Annotated in this window: 14 protein-coding genes; 6 read left to right on the forward strand and 8 right to left on the reverse strand. The window is 61.7% G+C overall.

Annotated elements, in window-relative coordinates; translation table 11 throughout:
• Positions 1-43: 43 nt before the first annotated feature.
• The 4 genes from I2C21_RS12525 to mobA all read right to left on the reverse strand — a co-directional run bounded on the left by I2C21_RS12525 (position 44) and on the right by mobA (position 3,195).
• Positions 44-832 carry an amino acid ABC transporter ATP-binding protein gene (locus tag I2C21_RS12525; RefSeq protein WP_101691170.1) on the reverse strand — a complete coding sequence of 263 codons (789 nt, stop codon included), beginning with the start codon at positions 830-832 and terminating at the stop codon, positions 44-46.
• Positions 833-844: 12 nt separating this feature from the next.
• On the reverse strand, positions 845-1,489 hold the full coding sequence (locus tag I2C21_RS12530) for an amino acid ABC transporter permease (protein ID WP_186963310.1): 645 nt from the start codon (positions 1,487-1,489) through the stop codon (positions 845-847).
• Positions 1,490-1,567: 78 nt separating this feature from the next.
• Positions 1,568-2,431: a transporter substrate-binding domain-containing protein gene (locus I2C21_RS12535; RefSeq protein WP_101691168.1), complete on the reverse strand. Its 864-nt coding sequence runs from the start codon at positions 2,429-2,431 to the stop codon at positions 1,568-1,570.
• A 173-nt stretch (positions 2,432-2,604) separates the two neighbouring features.
• On the reverse strand, positions 2,605-3,195 hold the full coding sequence (gene mobA / locus I2C21_RS12540; RefSeq protein WP_193537130.1) for a molybdenum cofactor guanylyltransferase: 591 nt from the start codon (positions 3,193-3,195) through the stop codon (positions 2,605-2,607).
• Between the two features lie 155 nt (positions 3,196-3,350).
• Between mobA and I2C21_RS12545 the strand changes: the two genes are divergently transcribed.
• From I2C21_RS12545 to I2C21_RS12570, 6 genes are all read left to right on the forward strand, one after another.
• Positions 3,351-4,481 carry a D-alanyl-D-alanine carboxypeptidase family protein gene (locus I2C21_RS12545; protein WP_195279424.1) on the forward strand — a complete coding sequence of 377 codons (1,131 nt, stop codon included), beginning with the start codon at positions 3,351-3,353 and terminating at the stop codon, positions 4,479-4,481.
• A gap of 247 nt (positions 4,482-4,728) precedes the next feature.
• Complete coding sequence (gene glgB, locus I2C21_RS12550; protein ID WP_353654812.1) at positions 4,729-6,783, forward strand: 1,4-alpha-glucan branching protein GlgB; 2,055 nt, start codon at positions 4,729-4,731, stop codon at positions 6,781-6,783.
• A 128-nt stretch (positions 6,784-6,911) separates the two neighbouring features.
• Entirely contained in the window at positions 6,912-8,129 is a 1,218-nt protein-coding gene (locus tag I2C21_RS12555) for a glucose-1-phosphate adenylyltransferase (protein WP_101691164.1), read from the forward strand.
• Positions 8,123-9,241, forward strand: coding sequence for a glucose-1-phosphate adenylyltransferase subunit GlgD (gene glgD / locus I2C21_RS12560; RefSeq protein WP_101691163.1), 1,119 nt, complete (start codon positions 8,123-8,125; stop codon positions 9,239-9,241). Before I2C21_RS12555 ends, glgD begins: the two co-directional genes overlap by 7 nt.
• 177 nt (positions 9,242-9,418) lie before the next feature.
• Positions 9,419-11,134: a glycogen synthase GlgA gene (gene glgA, locus I2C21_RS12565; RefSeq protein WP_195279426.1), complete on the forward strand. Its 1,716-nt coding sequence runs from the start codon at positions 9,419-9,421 to the stop codon at positions 11,132-11,134.
• Between the two features lie 175 nt (positions 11,135-11,309).
• The gene (locus I2C21_RS12570; protein WP_101691161.1) at positions 11,310-13,754 is read left to right on the forward strand and encodes a glycogen/starch/alpha-glucan phosphorylase; all 2,445 of its coding nucleotides are present in this window, start codon (positions 11,310-11,312) and stop codon (positions 13,752-13,754) included.
• 81 nt (positions 13,755-13,835) lie between these two features.
• Here the strand turns inward: I2C21_RS12570 and I2C21_RS12575 are convergent, their stop codons facing one another.
• From I2C21_RS12575 to I2C21_RS12590, 4 genes are all read right to left on the reverse strand, one after another.
• Positions 13,836-14,480: an ABC-2 transporter permease gene (locus I2C21_RS12575; protein ID WP_101691160.1), complete on the reverse strand. Its 645-nt coding sequence runs from the start codon at positions 14,478-14,480 to the stop codon at positions 13,836-13,838.
• On the reverse strand, positions 14,477-15,343 hold the full coding sequence (locus I2C21_RS12580) for an ABC transporter ATP-binding protein (RefSeq protein ID WP_195279427.1): 867 nt from the start codon (positions 15,341-15,343) through the stop codon (positions 14,477-14,479). The genes I2C21_RS12575 and I2C21_RS12580 overlap by 4 nt, the downstream gene beginning before the upstream one ends.
• The gene (locus tag I2C21_RS12585) at positions 15,343-15,723 is read right to left on the reverse strand and encodes a GntR family transcriptional regulator (protein WP_193537139.1); all 381 of its coding nucleotides are present in this window, start codon (positions 15,721-15,723) and stop codon (positions 15,343-15,345) included. The genes I2C21_RS12580 and I2C21_RS12585 overlap by 1 nt, the downstream gene beginning before the upstream one ends.
• Positions 15,724-15,846: 123 nt before the next feature.
• On the reverse strand, positions 15,847-16,464 hold the full coding sequence (locus tag I2C21_RS12590) for a single-stranded DNA-binding protein (RefSeq protein WP_235964234.1): 618 nt from the start codon (positions 16,462-16,464) through the stop codon (positions 15,847-15,849).
• Positions 16,465-16,569: the final 105 nt, after the last annotated feature.

Consider the following 16,569-nt stretch of genomic DNA (forward strand, 5'->3'; position numbering starts at 1 on the left):
GCAAGAAAACGCCCCCGGAAACAAAGGTTTCCGGGGGCTGTTCTTATGCCTTTTGTGCGTAGCGGGCCAGGAACTGCCGGGTCCGTTCCTGGGTGGGCTGTTCGATGACCTGTCGGGCCGGGCCCTGCTCCACGATGACACCGCCGTCCATAAAGATGACCTGGTCGGCCACATCCCGGGCAAAAGCCATCTCATGGGTGACGATGACCATGGTGGTCTTTTTGTCGGCCAGGGAGCGGATCACCTTGAGCACCTCGCCGGTGAGCTCCGGGTCCAGCGCGGAGGTGGGCTCGTCAAAGCAGAGGATGTCCGGATGCAGCGCCAGCGCCCGGGCAATGGCCACCCGCTGCTGCTGTCCGCCCGAGAGCTGGTGGGGATAGTGCTCGGCCCGGTCGGCCAGCCCCATCTGATCCAGCAGGGCCAGGGCCTCCTTCCGGATCTCAGCCAGGATCTCCTTCCGGTTGGCCTTGTAGTCGCTCCGCTCCTGGGCCAGCAGCTCCTTGGCCAGCATCACGTTCTTCAGGGCCGTATACTGGGGAAAGAGGTTGAAGGACTGGAACACCAGACCGAAGTGGAGGCGCTTTTTGCGCACCTCGGCCTCCCGCTGGGTGCTGGGATCGGCCGCGTCGAAGAGCACCTCGTCCCGCACCCGGATGGTCCCTACGTCGGGGGTCTCCAGAAAATTGAGGCACCGCAGCAGTGTGGTCTTGCCGGAGCCGGAGGAGCCGATGATGGCCAGAGCCTGTCCCTCCTCCAGGGAGAAGCTGATCCCCTTCAGGACCGAGGTCTTTCCGAACTTCTTCTGGATGTTTTCTACCTGCAAAATCGCCATATCTTCTACTCCTTACACCCGAAAATAGTCCAGCTTTTTCTCGGTCCGGCTGAGCAGCAGCGTCACCACACCGTTGAATACCAGGAAGAAAAATCCCGCATAGAACAAGGGCCAGATCATGCCCTTGTTGCCAAAGTCCTTGGCCAGCTTGATGATCTCTCCCACCATAATGAAGTTGGACAGGGAGGTATCCTTGACCAGGGTGATGATCTCATTGCCCATGGGCGGGACGATGCGCTTGACCACCTGGAGCAGCGTCACCTGGAAAAAGATCTGCCGCCGGGTCATGCCCAAAACCTGTCCGGCCTCCTGCTGTCCCCGGGGCACGCCCTGGATACCGCCCCGGAAGATCTCGGAGAAATAGGCGGCATAGTTGAGCACGAAGGCCACCGACGCCGCCGTCATGCGCGGGAGAATATGTCCCGGACTGAGGATGCCCGGCAGATAGTACACCACCGCCAGCTGAAGCATCAGAGGGGTGGAGCGCATGATGTACACATAGAGCCGGACCAGCCAGCTCAGCGGCTTGAACTTGCTCATCGTACCGAAGGATACCACCAGTCCCAGGGGCAGCGACAAGACCAGCGTAATGACAAAGAGCTGGATGTTGAGCATAAAGCCCTTCATCATGGTGATTGTAACCGTTTCAAATGACATATTCTCTCTCCTATGCCGGAAGCGGACAAGGGGCAGGGGCTGCCCCCTGCCTCTTCTGTCCTCCGCTTGATGACGTGATTATTTCTGATTGGCCAGCAGCAGCTCGCTCAGCTCATATTTCTCCGCCAGCGTGCCCAGGGTGCCGTCTTCCACCAGCTCCTGCATGGCCTGATTCACCTTCTCGGTGACATCGGATCCCTTCCGGAAGCCGATGCCGTACTCCTCCACCGACAGCTCCAGATCGGGGATGACCATCAGGTCGGAGTAATCACCCACACCGGCCAGGGCGTTGGCCAGAACAAAGTCCATGACCGCCGCGTCGGCCGCGCCGCTCTTGACCTCCAGCAGCGCGTCGGTCTGCTTGACCACCGAGGTGTAGGTGGCCTGGCTGAGGAACTCGTCATTCTGCACCGTGCTCTCGCCTGCGGAGCCCGCCTCCGCGTCCACCTTAGCGCCGGCCAGAGACTCGGTGGAGGTGTACTTCTCCGCGTCGGCCGCACGGATCACCAGCACCTGGTAGTTCTTGATGTAGGGATCCGAGATGGAGATGGCCTCCTGCAGCTCGGGCGTGATGGTCATGCCGTTCCAGATACAGTCGATGTTCTTGGACTCCAGCTCCAGCAGCTTGGCGTCCCAGTTGATCTCTACAAATTCCGGCTCCACGCCCAGCTTCTCGCACACGGCGGTGGCAAACTCGGTCTCAAATCCGGTGAGCTCGCCGTCCTCTCCTATGTAGTTCATGGGCTCAAAGAGGGTGTAGCCGATCTTCAGCTTGCCGTTGCCCTCCACATAGGCCCAATCGCTGTCCGCGCTCTGGGCAGGGGTGCCCTCGGGGGTGCCGCTTCCGGCCGGAGCAGGGCTGGAGGCGGTGCCGCCGGAGCAGGCGGTCAGGGACAGGCCCAGGGCAGCGGCCAGAGCCAGCGCAGAGAGTTTCCGTTTCATATCTAAATTCCTCCCATTGTCGTTCTTTCGCGGACAGTGTCCGGGGTGTCGTCCTATTGCTTTAGTATATTACCACAATAAAGTGCTCTTGTGAAGGGGGTAACGCAAAAAATTTTTGCCGCCCCCTCTACCTAGGACGATCCCCGGTTTCCCCGCCGCCGGAACGGACCTGCTCACGGCTCCAGCAGCGGACGGGCCCGCTCCCACTCCTCGGGGGAATTGGCGTTGAAGAGACTGCGCTCCAGATCAAAGGCCGCAAGCTCCTCTTCTCCGATCTGCTCCACCGCTACAAAGGGAAAGAGCCCCTGGACAAAGGAGCGCCGCCCCTCCTCCAGACTGCGGGTAATGACCGGCAGACAGCTTTTGCGGTAGAGGGCAAAGAGGGGCTCCGGCCGCCCGTCCCCTCTGCGGATGGTGCACACATCCGCCTGCCCCATCCGCTCCGCCATCCAGCGGGCCAGGGCGGCATCTCCAAAGGGCATGTCCACTGCCGTGAGAAAGACCGCGTCGGTCTCCAGCTCCGCCAGTGCGGCCTCCAGGCCGGCCATGGGTCCCGCGCCCGGATGCCGGTCCAAGAGGGCCGGCACCTCCGCCGGAAGGGTGCGCCCTCCCTCTCCCACCGAGACGGCCACGGCGTCGAATACCCCCGTCCAGCGGTCGATCATCCGCTCCAGCAGGGTACTCTCCCCCACCGGGAGTTCCCCCTTGTCCCGTCCCATCCGGCGGGATTTTCCGCCGGTCAAAATCACCGTTGTAATGTGCATATGGACCTTCCTCCTGTCCGGTGTAAACCGGTTTTCATTGTATCAGCTCTCTTTCCCACTGACAAGTTTTTCCGGCGGCATAGAACGGACAAATCTTCCATATCCTGTTCTTACAGAAACCTGCGCATGATCGCTTTGATACGGGAGGTACTGTCATGAAACAACTGGCCGCGGCCCTGCTGGCCGCTTCTCTGCTCCTCTGCCCCGCCGGGGCGGTCTCCAGCGCGCCGCAGGCGGAGGCAAGCGCCGCTGTCCTGATGGAGAAGGAGACCGGGACCCTGCTCTATGAACAAAACGCCCACGACAAGCTGGAGCCGGCCAGCGTCACCAAGGTCATGACCCTGCTCCTGGTGGTGGAGGCCATCGACGACGGCCGCCTGGGCCTGGACGACCTGGTGACGGTGTCGGCCCACGCCGCCTCCATGGGTGGCTCCCAGGTCTATCTGAAGGAAAACGAGCAGATGACGGTACAGGACCTGCTCAAGGCGGTGACTGTGGTCTCGGGAAACGACGCGGCGGTGGCCCTGGCCGAGCACCTCGCAGGCAGTGAGGAGGCCTTTGTGGCCGATATGAACGAGCGGGCCGCCGAGCTGGGCATGGCGGACACCACCTTTCTCAACTGCACCGGCCTGCCCGCCGCCGGGCATCTGACCAGCGCCTACGATATCGCCCTCATGTCCCGGGCCCTGATCGGACATCCTATGATCCGGGAGTATTCCACCATCTGGATGGACTCCATCCGCAACGGGGCCTTCCAGCTCTCCAACACCAACAAGCTCATCCGTTTCTACCCCGGGGCCACCGGCCTCAAAACCGGCTCCACCGACTCGGCGGGTTACTGTCTCTCGGCCACGGCGGAGCGGGATGGCATGGAGCTCATCGCCGTGATCCTGCATTCCCCCACCTCGGCCCAGCGCTTTGACAGCGCCAAGCGTCTGCTGGACTTCGGCTTTGCCAACTATACCCTGGCCGACATCCGCCCCAACCAGGCCCTTCCCCCGGTGGATGTGATCCTGGGCCGGAAGGAACAGGTCCAGCCGGAGCTCTCCGCCTCCAGCCGGCTTTTGGTGGAAAAGGACCAGATCAACCAGCTCTCCACCCAGCTGGAACTCTGCCAGGATGTGGAGGCCCCCGTGGAGAAGGGCCAGATCCTGGGCCACCTGGTGGTGACCGTGGGCGGGGAGGAGCGGGAGCGCATCCCCATCGTCGCCTGCGAGGCCGTGGAGCGCGTCACCGTGCCCGGCATTTTCCTGGATTTTCTCCAGCGCCTGTTCCTGGCTGCCTGACCTTTTTCAGGGAGAGAACCATTCTTTTGGTTCTCTCCCCCTTTTTCTGTATTTTTCTTCCATATCTTGCGTTATGATGTGTTTTACGAAATAGCGCGGCACAGAGCCTTGACGTATTCCATATTATGTTGTATAATTTTTACAAATAAGTATCCGCTTTTTCGGATCCTTATTATCATCTATGCCAAGAGAAGGTTCTTTTTTCCCTTTACTTTTGGGCGTTTTTCGTACGAAGGAGAGTATGCCTATGAATCAGGTCACCAGCTATGCACCCGCTCTGGATGCGTTTTCAAAAGGTCAGGCCGTCCGTGCGCAGGAGTATCTGGGATCTCACGCACAGGTACAGGACGGGCAGGAGGGCTATGTCTTCCGTGTGTGGGCCCCCAATGCCAAGGCAGTATGTGTCATGGGAGATTTCAACGCCTGGGATGAGTCCGATCACCCCCTCGCTCCCATCGGCGGCGGCGTGTGGGAGGGATTTGTCCCTGACCTTCAGCGCTACGACTCCTATAAATATGCCATTCACACACAGGACGGCCGTGTCCTGGCCAAGGCCGATCCCTATGCCTTCCACGCCGAGACCCGCCCCGGCACCGCCTCCAAGATCTATGAGCTGGGCGGCTATGTCTGGGGCGATCAGGCCTGGCTGGAGTGGCGGAAAGCCAATCCCATCTATCACAAGCCCCTCAACATCTATGAAATGCACCTGGGCTCCTGGCGGCGCACCGGGGAGGACACCTTCCTCAGCTACCGGGATATTGCCCGCTATCTGGTCCCCTACGTCAAAGAGATGGGCTTCACCCATGTGGAGCTCATGCCCGTGAGCGAATATCCGCTGGACGATTCCTGGGGGTATCAGTGCACCGGATACTTTGCCGCCACCAGCCGGTACGGCACGCCGGACGACTTCATGTATCTGGTGGATCAGCTCCACCAGGCCGGCATCGGCGTCATTCTGGACTGGGTGCCCGCCCATTTCCCCAAGGACGCCTTCGGCCTGTACGAATTTGACGGCGGCCCCTGCTACGAGTACGCCGACCCCCGCAAGGGCGAGCACGCCGACTGGGGCACCCGCGTCTTTGACTACGGGCGCAACGAGGTCCGCTCCTTCCTCTACTCCTCGGCCCTGTTCTGGCTGGAGCAGTTCCACATCGACGGCCTGCGGGTGGACGCGGTGGCCTCCATGCTCTACCTGGACTACGGCCGGCAGGATGGACAGTGGTGCCCCAACCTCTTCGGCGGGCACGAGAATCTGGAGGCCGTGGATTTCCTCCAGCAGCTCAACACCCACATCTTCCAGGCCCACCCGGACTTGCTCATGATCGCGGAGGAGTCCACCGCCTGGCCCAGGGTATCCCACCCGGTGGAGCAGGGCGGCCTGGAGGGCGGTCTGGGCTTCAACCTCAAGTGGAATATGGGCTGGATGAACGATCTGTGCCACTACATGAAGCTGGACCCCTACTTCCGGCAGTTCAATCACCGGGACATCACCTTCTCCCTGATGTACGCCTTCTCGGAGAACTTCGTGCTCCCCCTCTCCCACGACGAGGTGGTGCACATGAAGGGCTCCCTCATCAACAAGATGCCGGGCACCGATGAGGAGAAGTTCGCCGGTGTGCGGGCCTTCTACACCTATATGCTCACCCACCCGGGGAAAAAGCTTCTCTTCATGGGCGCGGAGTTCGGACAGTTCAACGAGTGGCATTTTGAGCACTCTCTGGACTGGCACCTTCTGGAGCAGGAGCGCCATCAGCAGCTCCAGGGCTTCTTCCAGTCCGCCAACCAGTTCTATCTGGCCCACCCCGAGCTGTGGGAGCTGGACTTCTCCTGGGAGGGATTCCAGTGGATCTGTGCCGACGATAACCAGGGCAACTGCGCCGCTTTCCTGCGGAAGGACAAGAAGGGACACTTCCTGCTCACCCTGTGCAACTTCTCCCCCGTCCACCGGGCGGGCTACCGTCTGGGCGTTCCCTGCCCGGGCCGGTACGAGGTGGCCTTCAACACGGACGATCCCGCCTTCGGCGGAAACGGACTGGGCGATCTGGAGCCCCTCAAGTCGGAGTACATCCCATGTCACGGGCTGGAGCAGTCCATCTCGGTGGACCTGCCCCCCATGGGCGCAGTGATCCTGCGCTGCACCAAGAAATTCCCGCCCCGCCGCAAAAAGGCGGAGCTTTCGCCAGCCGCGAAGCCGGCGGCCAAGCGCACGAGCCGCAAAAAGGCCCCTGCCGCGGAGGAGTCCTCCGCCCAGGAGACCAAGCGTCCCGCCCGCAAGCCCCGCGCTTCCAAATCGGGCAGTTAAACCATCTACATACGCAGAGAGGAGCTGGGAATCCAACATTGCCTGTCATTGCGCTCCGGACTTCGTTCCGCTCCGGAGCCGATGTGGAGAGGGACATTTGAAAAGCAATCGCTAGAGGTGAACGTGTTATGAAAAAGGAATGTGTCGCCATGCTTTTGGCTGGCGGACAGGGAAGCCGTCTCCATGCCCTGACCAGCCACGTGGCCAAACCCGCCGTTCCGTTCGGCGGAAAATATCGCATCATCGACTTCCCGCTGTCCAACTGTATCAACTCCGGCATTGACACGGTGGGCGTGCTCACCCAATACCGTCCGCTGGAGCTCAACGCATATCTGGGCAACGGCCAGGCCTGGGACCTGGACCGCTCCGACGGGGGCGTCCACATCCTCCCCCCCTACATGCGCGAGGGGGAAAAGGGCACCTGGTACAAGGGCACCGCCAACGCCATCTATCAGAATATGGGCTTTATCGAGCTCTATGATCCGGAGTATGTGCTCATCCTCTCGGGTGACCACATCTACAAGATGGACTACTCCAAGATGCTGGCCCACCACAAGGCCAGCGGCGCGGCCTGCACCATCTCGGTGCTGGAGGTCACGCTGGAGGAGGCCACCCGCTTCGGCATCATGAATGTGGACGACTCCGACCAGATCTATGAATTTGAGGAGAAGCCCAAGCACCCCAAGAGCAATCTGGCCTCTATGGGCATCTACATCTTCACCTGGTCCAAGCTCAAGGAGTATCTGATGGCGGACGAGGCCGACGAGAAGAGCTCCAATGACTTCGGCAAGAACATCATTCCCTCCATGCTGGCCCACCAGGAAAAGCTGATGGCCTACCGCTTCCGGGGCTACTGGAAGGACGTGGGCACCATCGACTCCCTGTGGGACGCCAATATGGACATGCTCTCCCCGGAGAACGGCATCGATCCCTACGATACCGAGTGGCCCATCTACGCCCGCACCCCCACCAAGCCCCCCCTCTATACCGGTCCCAACGCCAAGGTGTCCCACTCCATGGTCACGGGCGGCTGTGAGGTCTACGGCACGGTGGAGAACTCGGTGCTCTTCCACTCGGTGCAGGTGGAAGAGGGCGCCCGGGTGGCCTACTCCATCCTCATGCCCGGCACGGTCGTGAAGGCCGGGGCCGTGGTGGAATACGCCATCATTGCGGAAAATACCGTCATCGGGGAGCAGGCCCATGTGGGTACGTCCCCGGACGACCAGAACGATTCGGAATGGGGCATCGCCGTCGTGGCGCAGAACCTCAAAGTTGGCCGGGGCGCCGTCGTACCCGCCAAGGCCATGATTACCCGCAATGTGAAAGGAGACGATAAGAAATGCTGAATAAACTCCACGGCATCATTTTTGCCTATCGCTCCAATCCCAGCCTGCGGGAATTGAGCCAGCATCGCAACACCTGTTCCATCCCCTACGGCGGCCGTTACCGGGTGGTGGACTTCATGCTCTCCAACTTCGTCAACGCCGGGGTCTCCGATGTGGGCCTCATCGCCCACGCCAACTACCAGTCCCTGCTGGACCATGTGAGCTCCGGTAAGGACTGGGACCTGGCCCGCAAGCACGGCGGTCTGCGCATCCTGCCCCCCTTCGGCTATGCCGATAAGCGGGGCGACGGGAATTACCACGGCCGGATGGACGCTCTGGCCGGCGTGTACTCCTACCTCCAGAAGATCCGGCAGGACTACGTGGTCCTGGCCGGCGGCGACGTGGCGGTCAACCTGCCCCTCGCGGAGATCTTCCAGTCCCATCTGGACAGCGGCGCCGACATGACGGCCGTGTGCACCTCCAAGCTCAACAGCGACCCCCGCGGCTGTGACTACTTCACCACCGACGAAAACGGCTTTGTCACCGACGTGGCCGTCAACCCCACCACGGCCGCTGGTCTGGAGTCCCTGGAGGTCTACATCCTCTCCAAGGAGCTGCTCCTCTCCCTGGTGGACCACTGCTCCACCCACAATATCTCCTCCTTCAGCGACGGCGTTCTGGTGTCGGCGGTGCATAATCTCAAGATCCACGCCTACCAGTTTGACGGCTATGCCGCCCGCCTTCAGTCGGTGGCCGGCTATTTTGCCCGCAGCATGGAGCTGCTGGACCCCGCAGTCCGCGCACAGCTCTTTGCCCCCGAACGTCCCATCAAGACCAAGGACCAGTCCAACCCCTCCACCTACTACGGCCCCGGCGCCAAGAGCATCAACTCTCTGGTGGCCGACGGCTGCATCATCGAGGGCGAGGTGGAAAACTGCATCCTCTTCCGCGGCGTGCATGTCCAGAAGGGTGCCCGGGTTTCCAACTGTGTGCTCATGCAGGGCACCGTCGTTCAGTCGGATGCCGTGCTCAAATATGTGATCACAGATAAGAATGTCCGGGTGAATCCGGGGCGGATGCTGATGGGTCATTCCAGCTATCCTTTAGCCATCGCCAAGAACGAAATCGTATGATCCTTTGACATTTTCCCCTGTGAGAGCCAAGAGACGAAGCTGTTTTTTCAACACTTCGTCTCTCGCTCTGACTGGAACTTTCTGCTATACTGGACATAACAGCAGTCTCCACCCATTGTGAAATTCCCATTGTTCCGAATGGGCAGTTGAACTGTGTGAAAGGAGTCTTTGCCCCATATGAACATTCTCTTTGCTTCCTCTGAGGTCGCCCCTTTTATTAAAACAGGCGGCCTGGCCGATGTGGCGGGCAGTCTTCCCAAGGCGCTGGCCGCGGCCGGCCATGATGTGCGCGTCATCCTCCCCCTCTACGAGGGGATCGGCCAGGAGTGGCGCGACCAGATGACCTATCTCTTCAATTTCCACGTGATCCTGGCCTGGCGCACGCCCTACTGCGGCATCTTTGAGCTCAAGCGGGACGGCGTGACCTATTATTTCGTGGATAACGAGTACTACTTCAAGCGCTCCGGCCTCTACGGCCACTATGACGACGCCGAGCGTTTCGCCTTCTTCTCCCGTGCCGTGGTGGAGACCCCCGCCCACCTGGACTGGCACCCCGATGTGATCCACGCCAATGACTGGCAGACCGCCCTGGCTCCCATCTATCTGCTGGAGGAGCGCACCCGTGTGCCCCAGCTCTATGGGACCAAGTCTGTCTTTACCATCCACAACATCGAGTACCAGGGCCGCTACGGAAAGGAGCTGCTGGAGGATCTGTTCGGTCTCAACTCCGGCTATTTCCACGAGCATATGCTGGCCTACCACGGAGATGTGAACCTGATGAAGGGGGCCATCTACGCCTCCGACTATGTCACCACCGTCTCCCCCTCCTATGCCGGCGAGCTCCAGTATCCCTTCTACGCCCACGGTCTGGAGGGCGTCATCGCCGACAACCGCCACAAGCTGCGCGGTATCCTGAACGGCATCGACACCGCGCTGTACGATCCCGCCCACGATCACGGCCTGGCCGCCAACTTCTCGCCCGACGACCTCTCCGGCAAGGCCGCCTGTAAGGCCGCCCTCCAGCAGGCCGTCGGCCTGCGGCAGGACCCCAATATCCCCATCATCGCCTGCATCTCCCGCCTGGTCAAGCACAAGGGCTTTGAGCTGGTGGCCTCCGCCATCCACGACATCATGGCCATGGATGTGCAGATGGTGGTCCTGGGCACCGGCGACTGGAATTTTGAGGAGGCCTTCCGCCACGCGCAGGCCCAGTATCCCGGCCGCTTCTCGGCCAACATCCTCTACTCGGGCGCCCTCTCCACCGCCATCTATGGCGGCGCGGACCTCTTCCTCATGCCCAGCATCGCCGAGCCCTGCGGCCTGTCTCAGATGATCGCCATGCGCTACGGCACCCTGCCCGTGGTCCGGGAGACCGGCGGCCTGCGGGATTCCGTGCGTCCCAACGGCACCGAGCACGCCAACGGCTTTACCTTCGCCGACATCAACGCCCACGATATGACCTGGGTGCTGGGTGAAGCGGTCAATCTCTACTACAACGGCAAGGAGGCCTGGCAGGCCCTCCAGCGCAATGCCATGACCGCCGACTTCTCCTGGAACCAGTCCGCCCAGGACTACCTCCAGGTCTACTACTGGGTCACGGGCTTTACCAATCCCGCCGAGCAGGAGGAGCCGGTCCCTTTTGAGGAGGAACCTGCGGCTGAGCCCGCTCCCGCCGCTGAGGAGCCCGTGGCCGAGCCCGCTCCCGCCGCCGAGGAGCCTGCGGCTGAACCCGCTCCCGTGGCTGAGGAGCCCGTGGCCGAGCCCGCTCCCGCCGCTGAGGAGCCCGTGGCCGAGCCCGCTCCCGCCAAAAAAACTCCGGCCCGCCGCAGCACGAAAAAGACCGGCGGCAGCAAGAAGAGCCGTGCCGCCCGGAAGGCCGCAAAATCCGAATAACGTCCCTTCGTATTCACTGATCCCCTTACCGCTCCGCCGGTATTCCAGCGGAACGGCTAAGGTCACAGACCCGTCGACCGGCATATGATACCCTGTAAGCCTGCGGGCCCGGATTCCCTGGCCCGCAGGCTTTTGCCGTCTTCCGGGAACGCTGAGATTTTGGAGGAAACATTCCATGCACACTTATACCAAAAAAGAGCTGATGGCTCTCATCACTGGTAAGCTCCGCCGCAACTTCGGCCGGGATGTGGATGAGGCCACCAGCCTGCACATGTTCAAGGCCTGCGCTCTGGTCCTGCGTGACATCATGTCCGAGCGGCAGATGCAGACCCAGGATCGGACCACCCGCAGTCACGCCCGCCAGGTCCATTACCTCTCCCTGGAATTTCTGATGGGCCGTTCCCTGATGAAGAACGCCTATAACCTGGGCGTGCTGGAGCCTTTGAAGGAGGCCATCGAGGGCCTGGGCTTCTCCGCTCCGGAGCTCTTTGAGTCTGAGCCGGACGCCGGCCTGGGCAACGGCGGTCTGGGCCGTCTGGCCGCCTGCTATCTGGACTCCATGACCACCCTGGATATTCCCGCCACCGGCTATTCCATCTGCTATGAGCTGGGCATCTTCAAGCAGAAGATCGTGGACGGCCAGCAGGTGGAGCTGCCCGACAACTGGCTGGGTCTGGGCGACGCCTGGCTCATCCCCAAGATGGACGAGGTGGAAGAGGTGCGCTTCGGCGGCCGCGTGGAGGACGTGTGGGATGAGCACGGACACCACTCCATCCGCCACACCGGCTATGACTCGGTCCTGGCCGTGCCCAAGGACATGGAGATCGCGGGTTACGGCACGGAACACGGCAATGTGCTCCGCCTGTGGGACTCCAAGAGCCCCCAGCCGGTGGATATGTCCCTCTTCTCCCGGGGCGAGTACCTCAAGGCGGTGGAGCGTCAGGCCCTGGCCGAGTCCATCTCCAAGATCCTCTATCCCGAGGACAATCACTACGAGGGCAAGTCTCTGCGTCTCAAGCAGCAGTATTTCTTTGTCTCTGCCACCATCCAGTCCATCGTGCGCAAGCACCGGGCCGAGTACGGCACCCTGCGCAACTTCCATCTGAAGCACGTCATTCAGATCAACGACACCCACCCCACCCTGGTCATCCCCGAGCTCATGCGCATCCTGCTGGACGAGGAGGGCTACGGCTGGGATGAGGCCTGGAACATCGTCACCCACACGGTGGCCTATACCAACCACACCGTTCTGGCCGAGGCGCTGGAGCGCTGGCCCCAGCAGCTGGTCATCGACCTGCTGCCCCGGATCTGGCAGATCATCGTGGAGATCAGCAACCGCTATCAGGCCGAGCTGACCACCTACTTCCACGGGGATATGTCCAAGGTGGAGCGCATGGCCATCATCTGGGGCGGCGACGTCCGCATGGCCAACCTGTGCATCTGCGCCTGCTTTGCCGTCAACGGCGTGTCCGCCCTCCACTCGGATATCCTCAAGCGGGAGGTCTTCCACGACGCCTATCTGCGCACCCCCGGCAAATTCAAGAATGTCACCAACGGCATCGACCACCGCCGCTGGCTCAGCGAGTGCAACCCCCAGCTGGACGCCCTCATCAAGGAGTGCTGCGGCGGGGACCGCTATCTTCTGGATCCCGACGCCCTCTCTGGCCTGGAGAAGTACAAGGACGACAGCGCCGTGCTGGAGCGCCTGGACGCCATCAAGCAGGCCAACAAGAAGGCCTTTGCCTCCTATGTGGCCCGGGAGAGCGGCATCATCCTCAACACCGACGCCGTCTTTGACGTACAGGTCAAGCGTCTGCACGAGTATAAGCGCCAGCTCCTCAACGTGCTGCACATCATCTATGAGTACCAGCACCTGAAGGAAGATCCCAATTTCATGATCGTCCCCAAGGTCTACCTCTTCGGCGCCAAGGCCGCCCCCGGCTACTATGTGGCCAAGCGGATCATCCACCTCATCAACTCCCTGGCCGCCACCATCAACGCCGATCCCATCTGCAAGGATAAGCTCCAGGTGGTCTTTTTGGAGAACTACCGGGTCTCTCTGGCCGAGAAGCTCATGCCCGCCAGCGAGCTGAGCGAGCAGATCTCCACCGCCGGCAAGGAGGCCAGCGGCACCGGCAACATGAAGTTCATGATGAACGGCGCCGTGACCATCGGTACCCTGGACGGCGCCAACGTGGAGATGCACCAGGTCCTGGGGGATGAGAATATCTTCCTCTTCGGTCTCAAGGCCCACGAGGTCAGCGAGCTCAAGGCCAAGGGCTACCACTCCTACGAGTACTATATGCACAACAATGACCTGCGCGCCGTGGTGGATGCTCTGGCCCAGGGCTTCCAGGATGGCGTGAGCTACAACGACCTGGCAAAGCGCCTGCTCTTCGGAGACGGCTGCCCGGCCGACGAGTATCTGCTCCTGGCCGACTTTGACAGCTACCGCAACGCCCAGAAGAAGGCGGCCGACACCTATCTGGACCGCAAGAAGTGGAACCAGATGTCCCTGATGAATGTGGCCCGCTCCGGCATCTTTGCCGCCGACCGCTCCATCCGGGATTACGCCCGGGACATCTGGGATGTCCCCGTGCGGGATCTGAGCAAGCTGTAAGCCCGCAAAAGAAAAACGAATAAACAAAGACAGCCCGGAATGCCTGTGCATTCCGGGCTGTCTTCCTGTTAAAGCGTCGTATTACCACTCTTTTTGGGCATAGATGCGCTGCGAGATGCGGCAGGAGATGAAGTAGGCCGCCACGGTCACCAGAATCAGGCCAACCGCCAAAGCGGCTGCGCTCTCCTGGAGGCGCTCCTCCGCGCCGATGGCCGGGAACAGGAAGCCCGCGCTCCCCACAATGGCCACAAAGGCAACTACAAAAACCAGCGTCATCAGGGTGCGCCCCCGCTCCACGCCGAACCGGTAGCACAGCGGAAGGGTGATGCTGGCCATCAGCAGACTCACCAACCCGGTTGTCACCGTGGCGGCCACCATCTCGAGCGGATCGTCGCTCAGCAGGCCAAACGCATGAATGAGCAGGCACAGCGCGCCGCAGATCAGCACGCTCCCGAGGGCGATGACCGCCGTATAGACATAGCGCCCCCGCACCGCGTTCCTGGCCCCGCCGGGCAGGGTGCAGGCATAGCTGTCCCACCGGGAGACCTGATCGAAGGCCATGGCCGAGAGGGGGCACATCAGGGTCACCAGCACCACAAAGCCCGAGAGGATGTAGGACTCCCACACACCGGCGGCGCTGATGGCCCCATAGACCAGAAGAATCACGCCGTAGGTCCGCATCTGCTTGCGCATCAGGAGAAAATCTTTCCGCACATATCCCATCATGCTCTGTCACCTCGCACCGTAAATACCATCAAATCCTCCAGACTCACCGGGTCCACCGCCAGCTCCGGGTAGCGGCGGCGGAACTCCCGTTTGTCCCGCACCAGCGCCTCGCACTGGAAGGCGCTCTCCCGCCGGCCCACCAGGAAGGCGGGGTCCACCCGGTCCATCTCTCCCCGGGTACAGGCCAGACGGCCATACTCGTCCAGAAGCTCATCCTTGGCCCCCTGGAGCACCAGCTTTCCCCGGTGCAGGTAGGCCACATAGTCCGCCGCCTTCTCCAGATCGCTGGTGATGTGGCTGGAGAGCAGCACGGCATGGGACTCATCGGAGACGAAATCCAGAAAGAGCTCCAGGATCCTGTCCCGCACCACCGGATCCAGCCCGCTGGTGGCCTCGTCCAGCAGAAGCACGCGCGGATTGCGGGCCAGCGCCGCGGCAATGGAGAGCTTCATCTTCATGCCCCGGGAAAATTCCTTCACCAGCTTTTTCTCGGGCAGCTCAAACTCCCCCAGCAGGCTGTGGAACCGCTTGCTGTCCCAGCCGGGGCAGGCGCCGGAGAGGATGGTCTCCACCATGTGGGGCGTGAGGAGCTCATGGAACGGACACTCGTCCAGTACCACCGCCACCTGCTCCTTGACTGCCCGCTCCTCCTTCCGGTTGTCCATCCCAAAGATCCGGATCTCCCCGGCGTCCCGCCGGACCAGATTCAGGATGCACTTGATGGTAGTGGACTTTCCCGCGCCGTTCTCCCCGATGAGGCCCAGGATGGTCCCTCCCGGCACCGCCAGGGTCACATCGTCCAGCCGGAAGCTGCCGTAATCCTTGGTCAGATGTTCGATCTCAATGGCATTCTCATAGTTCATCAGGCTTCCTCCCCTTCGTACAGAATGGTCAGTGTCTGCATCAGCTCTTCCAGCGTGATGCCCCCGGTCCGCGCCACTTCCACCGCCGCGCCCAGGTGTTCTTCCGCCCGGCGCAGGGCGTCCTCCCGCACCAGCTCCAGATTGCGGGGGGCCACAAAGCAGCCCTTTCCGGGGACCGTGGTGAGAAATCCCTCCCGCTCCAGCTCCTCATAGGCCCGCTTGGTGGTGATGACCGAGATCCGCAGCTCCCGGGCCAGCAGACGCATGGAGGGCAGCGCCTCCCCCTCCCGGAGCTCTCCCTTCAGGATCAGGCTCTTGATCTGGCGGGTGATCTGGTCGTAGATCGGGACCTCTCCCGTATTGCGAATGATGATATCCATGGCGCACCTCTGTCATACTGTATATACTCGACATATACAGTATATATGCCATATACACAATTGTCAAGTCCCAGCCGCAAAAAAGCGCGCAGCCCCGGACGGGACTGCGCGCTGCTATGTATTCTATTCGATGGCTTCCACCGGCTCCAGCTGCATGACGGAGATCTCGTAGGCGATGCGCTGGGTGGTCTCCCCCTGCTCCACTTTCGTATAGGTCCGGCTCTGGAAGCGCCCCTCCAGCCGGATGGCATCCCCCACGGACAGCTCCGCGCAGCGGCGGGCCAGCGCTCCCCAGGCGATACAGGGCAGATAGTCCGCCCGGCCGTAGCGCCGGTTGACGGCCAGCAGCAGATCGCAGATCTCCCGCCCCATGGGGGTGCGCCGAAAGACCGGCGGCTTGCAGATGGCCCCGGCCAGGACCAGATCGTTGCAGTGCTCTCCCACGCCCTCCCGCAGCTGCCGGGCGTACAGGGTAATGACCAGCCGGCTTCCCTTCCCGCTCTTGTTATTGAAGGAGCGGACCTCCCCCTCGATCTCCACCTCCTGCCCGGCCTGGACAGGATGCTGTTGGAGCAGTGCCCGGGAGACGATGACGTTGACCCGGTCCTCCGCCCCGGAGAGCCTGCGTACCATCAGGGGAAAGGCCTCATACTCCATGCCGTGGTTGGTATGGGAATAGACGGGAGCCTCGGCTGCGGTCCCCCGCAGCAGGGCCTGATTTTCATTCCAGTTGATTTGCATGTCTGCCACACTCCTGCGTATAAATTCCAGGTTTTTACTCTGTGGCATCTATATGCGGCGGAGGCCCTCTCTATGACAGACGGTCCCTCCGAAAGGGCCTCCGCC

The sequence above is a fragment of the Clostridium sp. J1101437_171009_A5 genome (assembly GCF_015547905.1).
In the GTDB taxonomy this organism is placed as follows: Bacteria; Bacillota; Clostridia; order Oscillospirales; family Oscillospiraceae; genus Pseudoflavonifractor_A; species Pseudoflavonifractor_A gallinarum.

What these genes read in the sequence shown, in the direction of transcription:
- mobA (WP_193537130.1), bottom strand. Translation starts at nt 3,195, where the DNA reads ATGCACATTACAACGGTGATTTTGACCGGCGGAAAATCCCGCCGGATG.
- I2C21_RS12555 (WP_101691164.1), top strand. Translation starts at nt 6,912, where the DNA reads ATGAAAAAGGAATGTGTCGCCATGCTTTTGGCTGGCGGACAGGGAAGC.
- I2C21_RS12545 (WP_195279424.1), top strand. Translation starts at nt 3,351, where the DNA reads ATGAAACAACTGGCCGCGGCCCTGCTGGCCGCTTCTCTGCTCCTCTGC.
- I2C21_RS12570 (WP_101691161.1), top strand. Translation starts at nt 11,310, where the DNA reads ATGCACACTTATACCAAAAAAGAGCTGATGGCTCTCATCACTGGTAAG.
- I2C21_RS12535 (WP_101691168.1), bottom strand. Translation starts at nt 2,431, where the DNA reads ATGAAACGGAAACTCTCTGCGCTGGCTCTGGCCGCTGCCCTGGGCCTG.
- I2C21_RS12585 (WP_193537139.1), bottom strand. Translation starts at nt 15,723, where the DNA reads ATGGATATCATCATTCGCAATACGGGAGAGGTCCCGATCTACGACCAG.
- I2C21_RS12575 (WP_101691160.1), bottom strand. Translation starts at nt 14,480, where the DNA reads ATGATGGGATATGTGCGGAAAGATTTTCTCCTGATGCGCAAGCAGATG.
- I2C21_RS12590 (WP_235964234.1), bottom strand. Translation starts at nt 16,464, where the DNA reads ATGCAAATCAACTGGAATGAAAATCAGGCCCTGCTGCGGGGGACCGCA.
- glgD (WP_101691163.1), top strand. Translation starts at nt 8,123, where the DNA reads ATGCTGAATAAACTCCACGGCATCATTTTTGCCTATCGCTCCAATCCC.
- I2C21_RS12580 (WP_195279427.1), bottom strand. Translation starts at nt 15,343, where the DNA reads ATGAACTATGAGAATGCCATTGAGATCGAACATCTGACCAAGGATTAC.
- I2C21_RS12525 (WP_101691170.1), bottom strand. Translation starts at nt 832, where the DNA reads ATGGCGATTTTGCAGGTAGAAAACATCCAGAAGAAGTTCGGAAAGACC.
- I2C21_RS12530 (WP_186963310.1), bottom strand. Translation starts at nt 1,489, where the DNA reads ATGTCATTTGAAACGGTTACAATCACCATGATGAAGGGCTTTATGCTC.
- glgB (WP_353654812.1), top strand. Translation starts at nt 4,729, where the DNA reads ATGAATCAGGTCACCAGCTATGCACCCGCTCTGGATGCGTTTTCAAAA.
- glgA (WP_195279426.1), top strand. Translation starts at nt 9,419, where the DNA reads ATGAACATTCTCTTTGCTTCCTCTGAGGTCGCCCCTTTTATTAAAACA.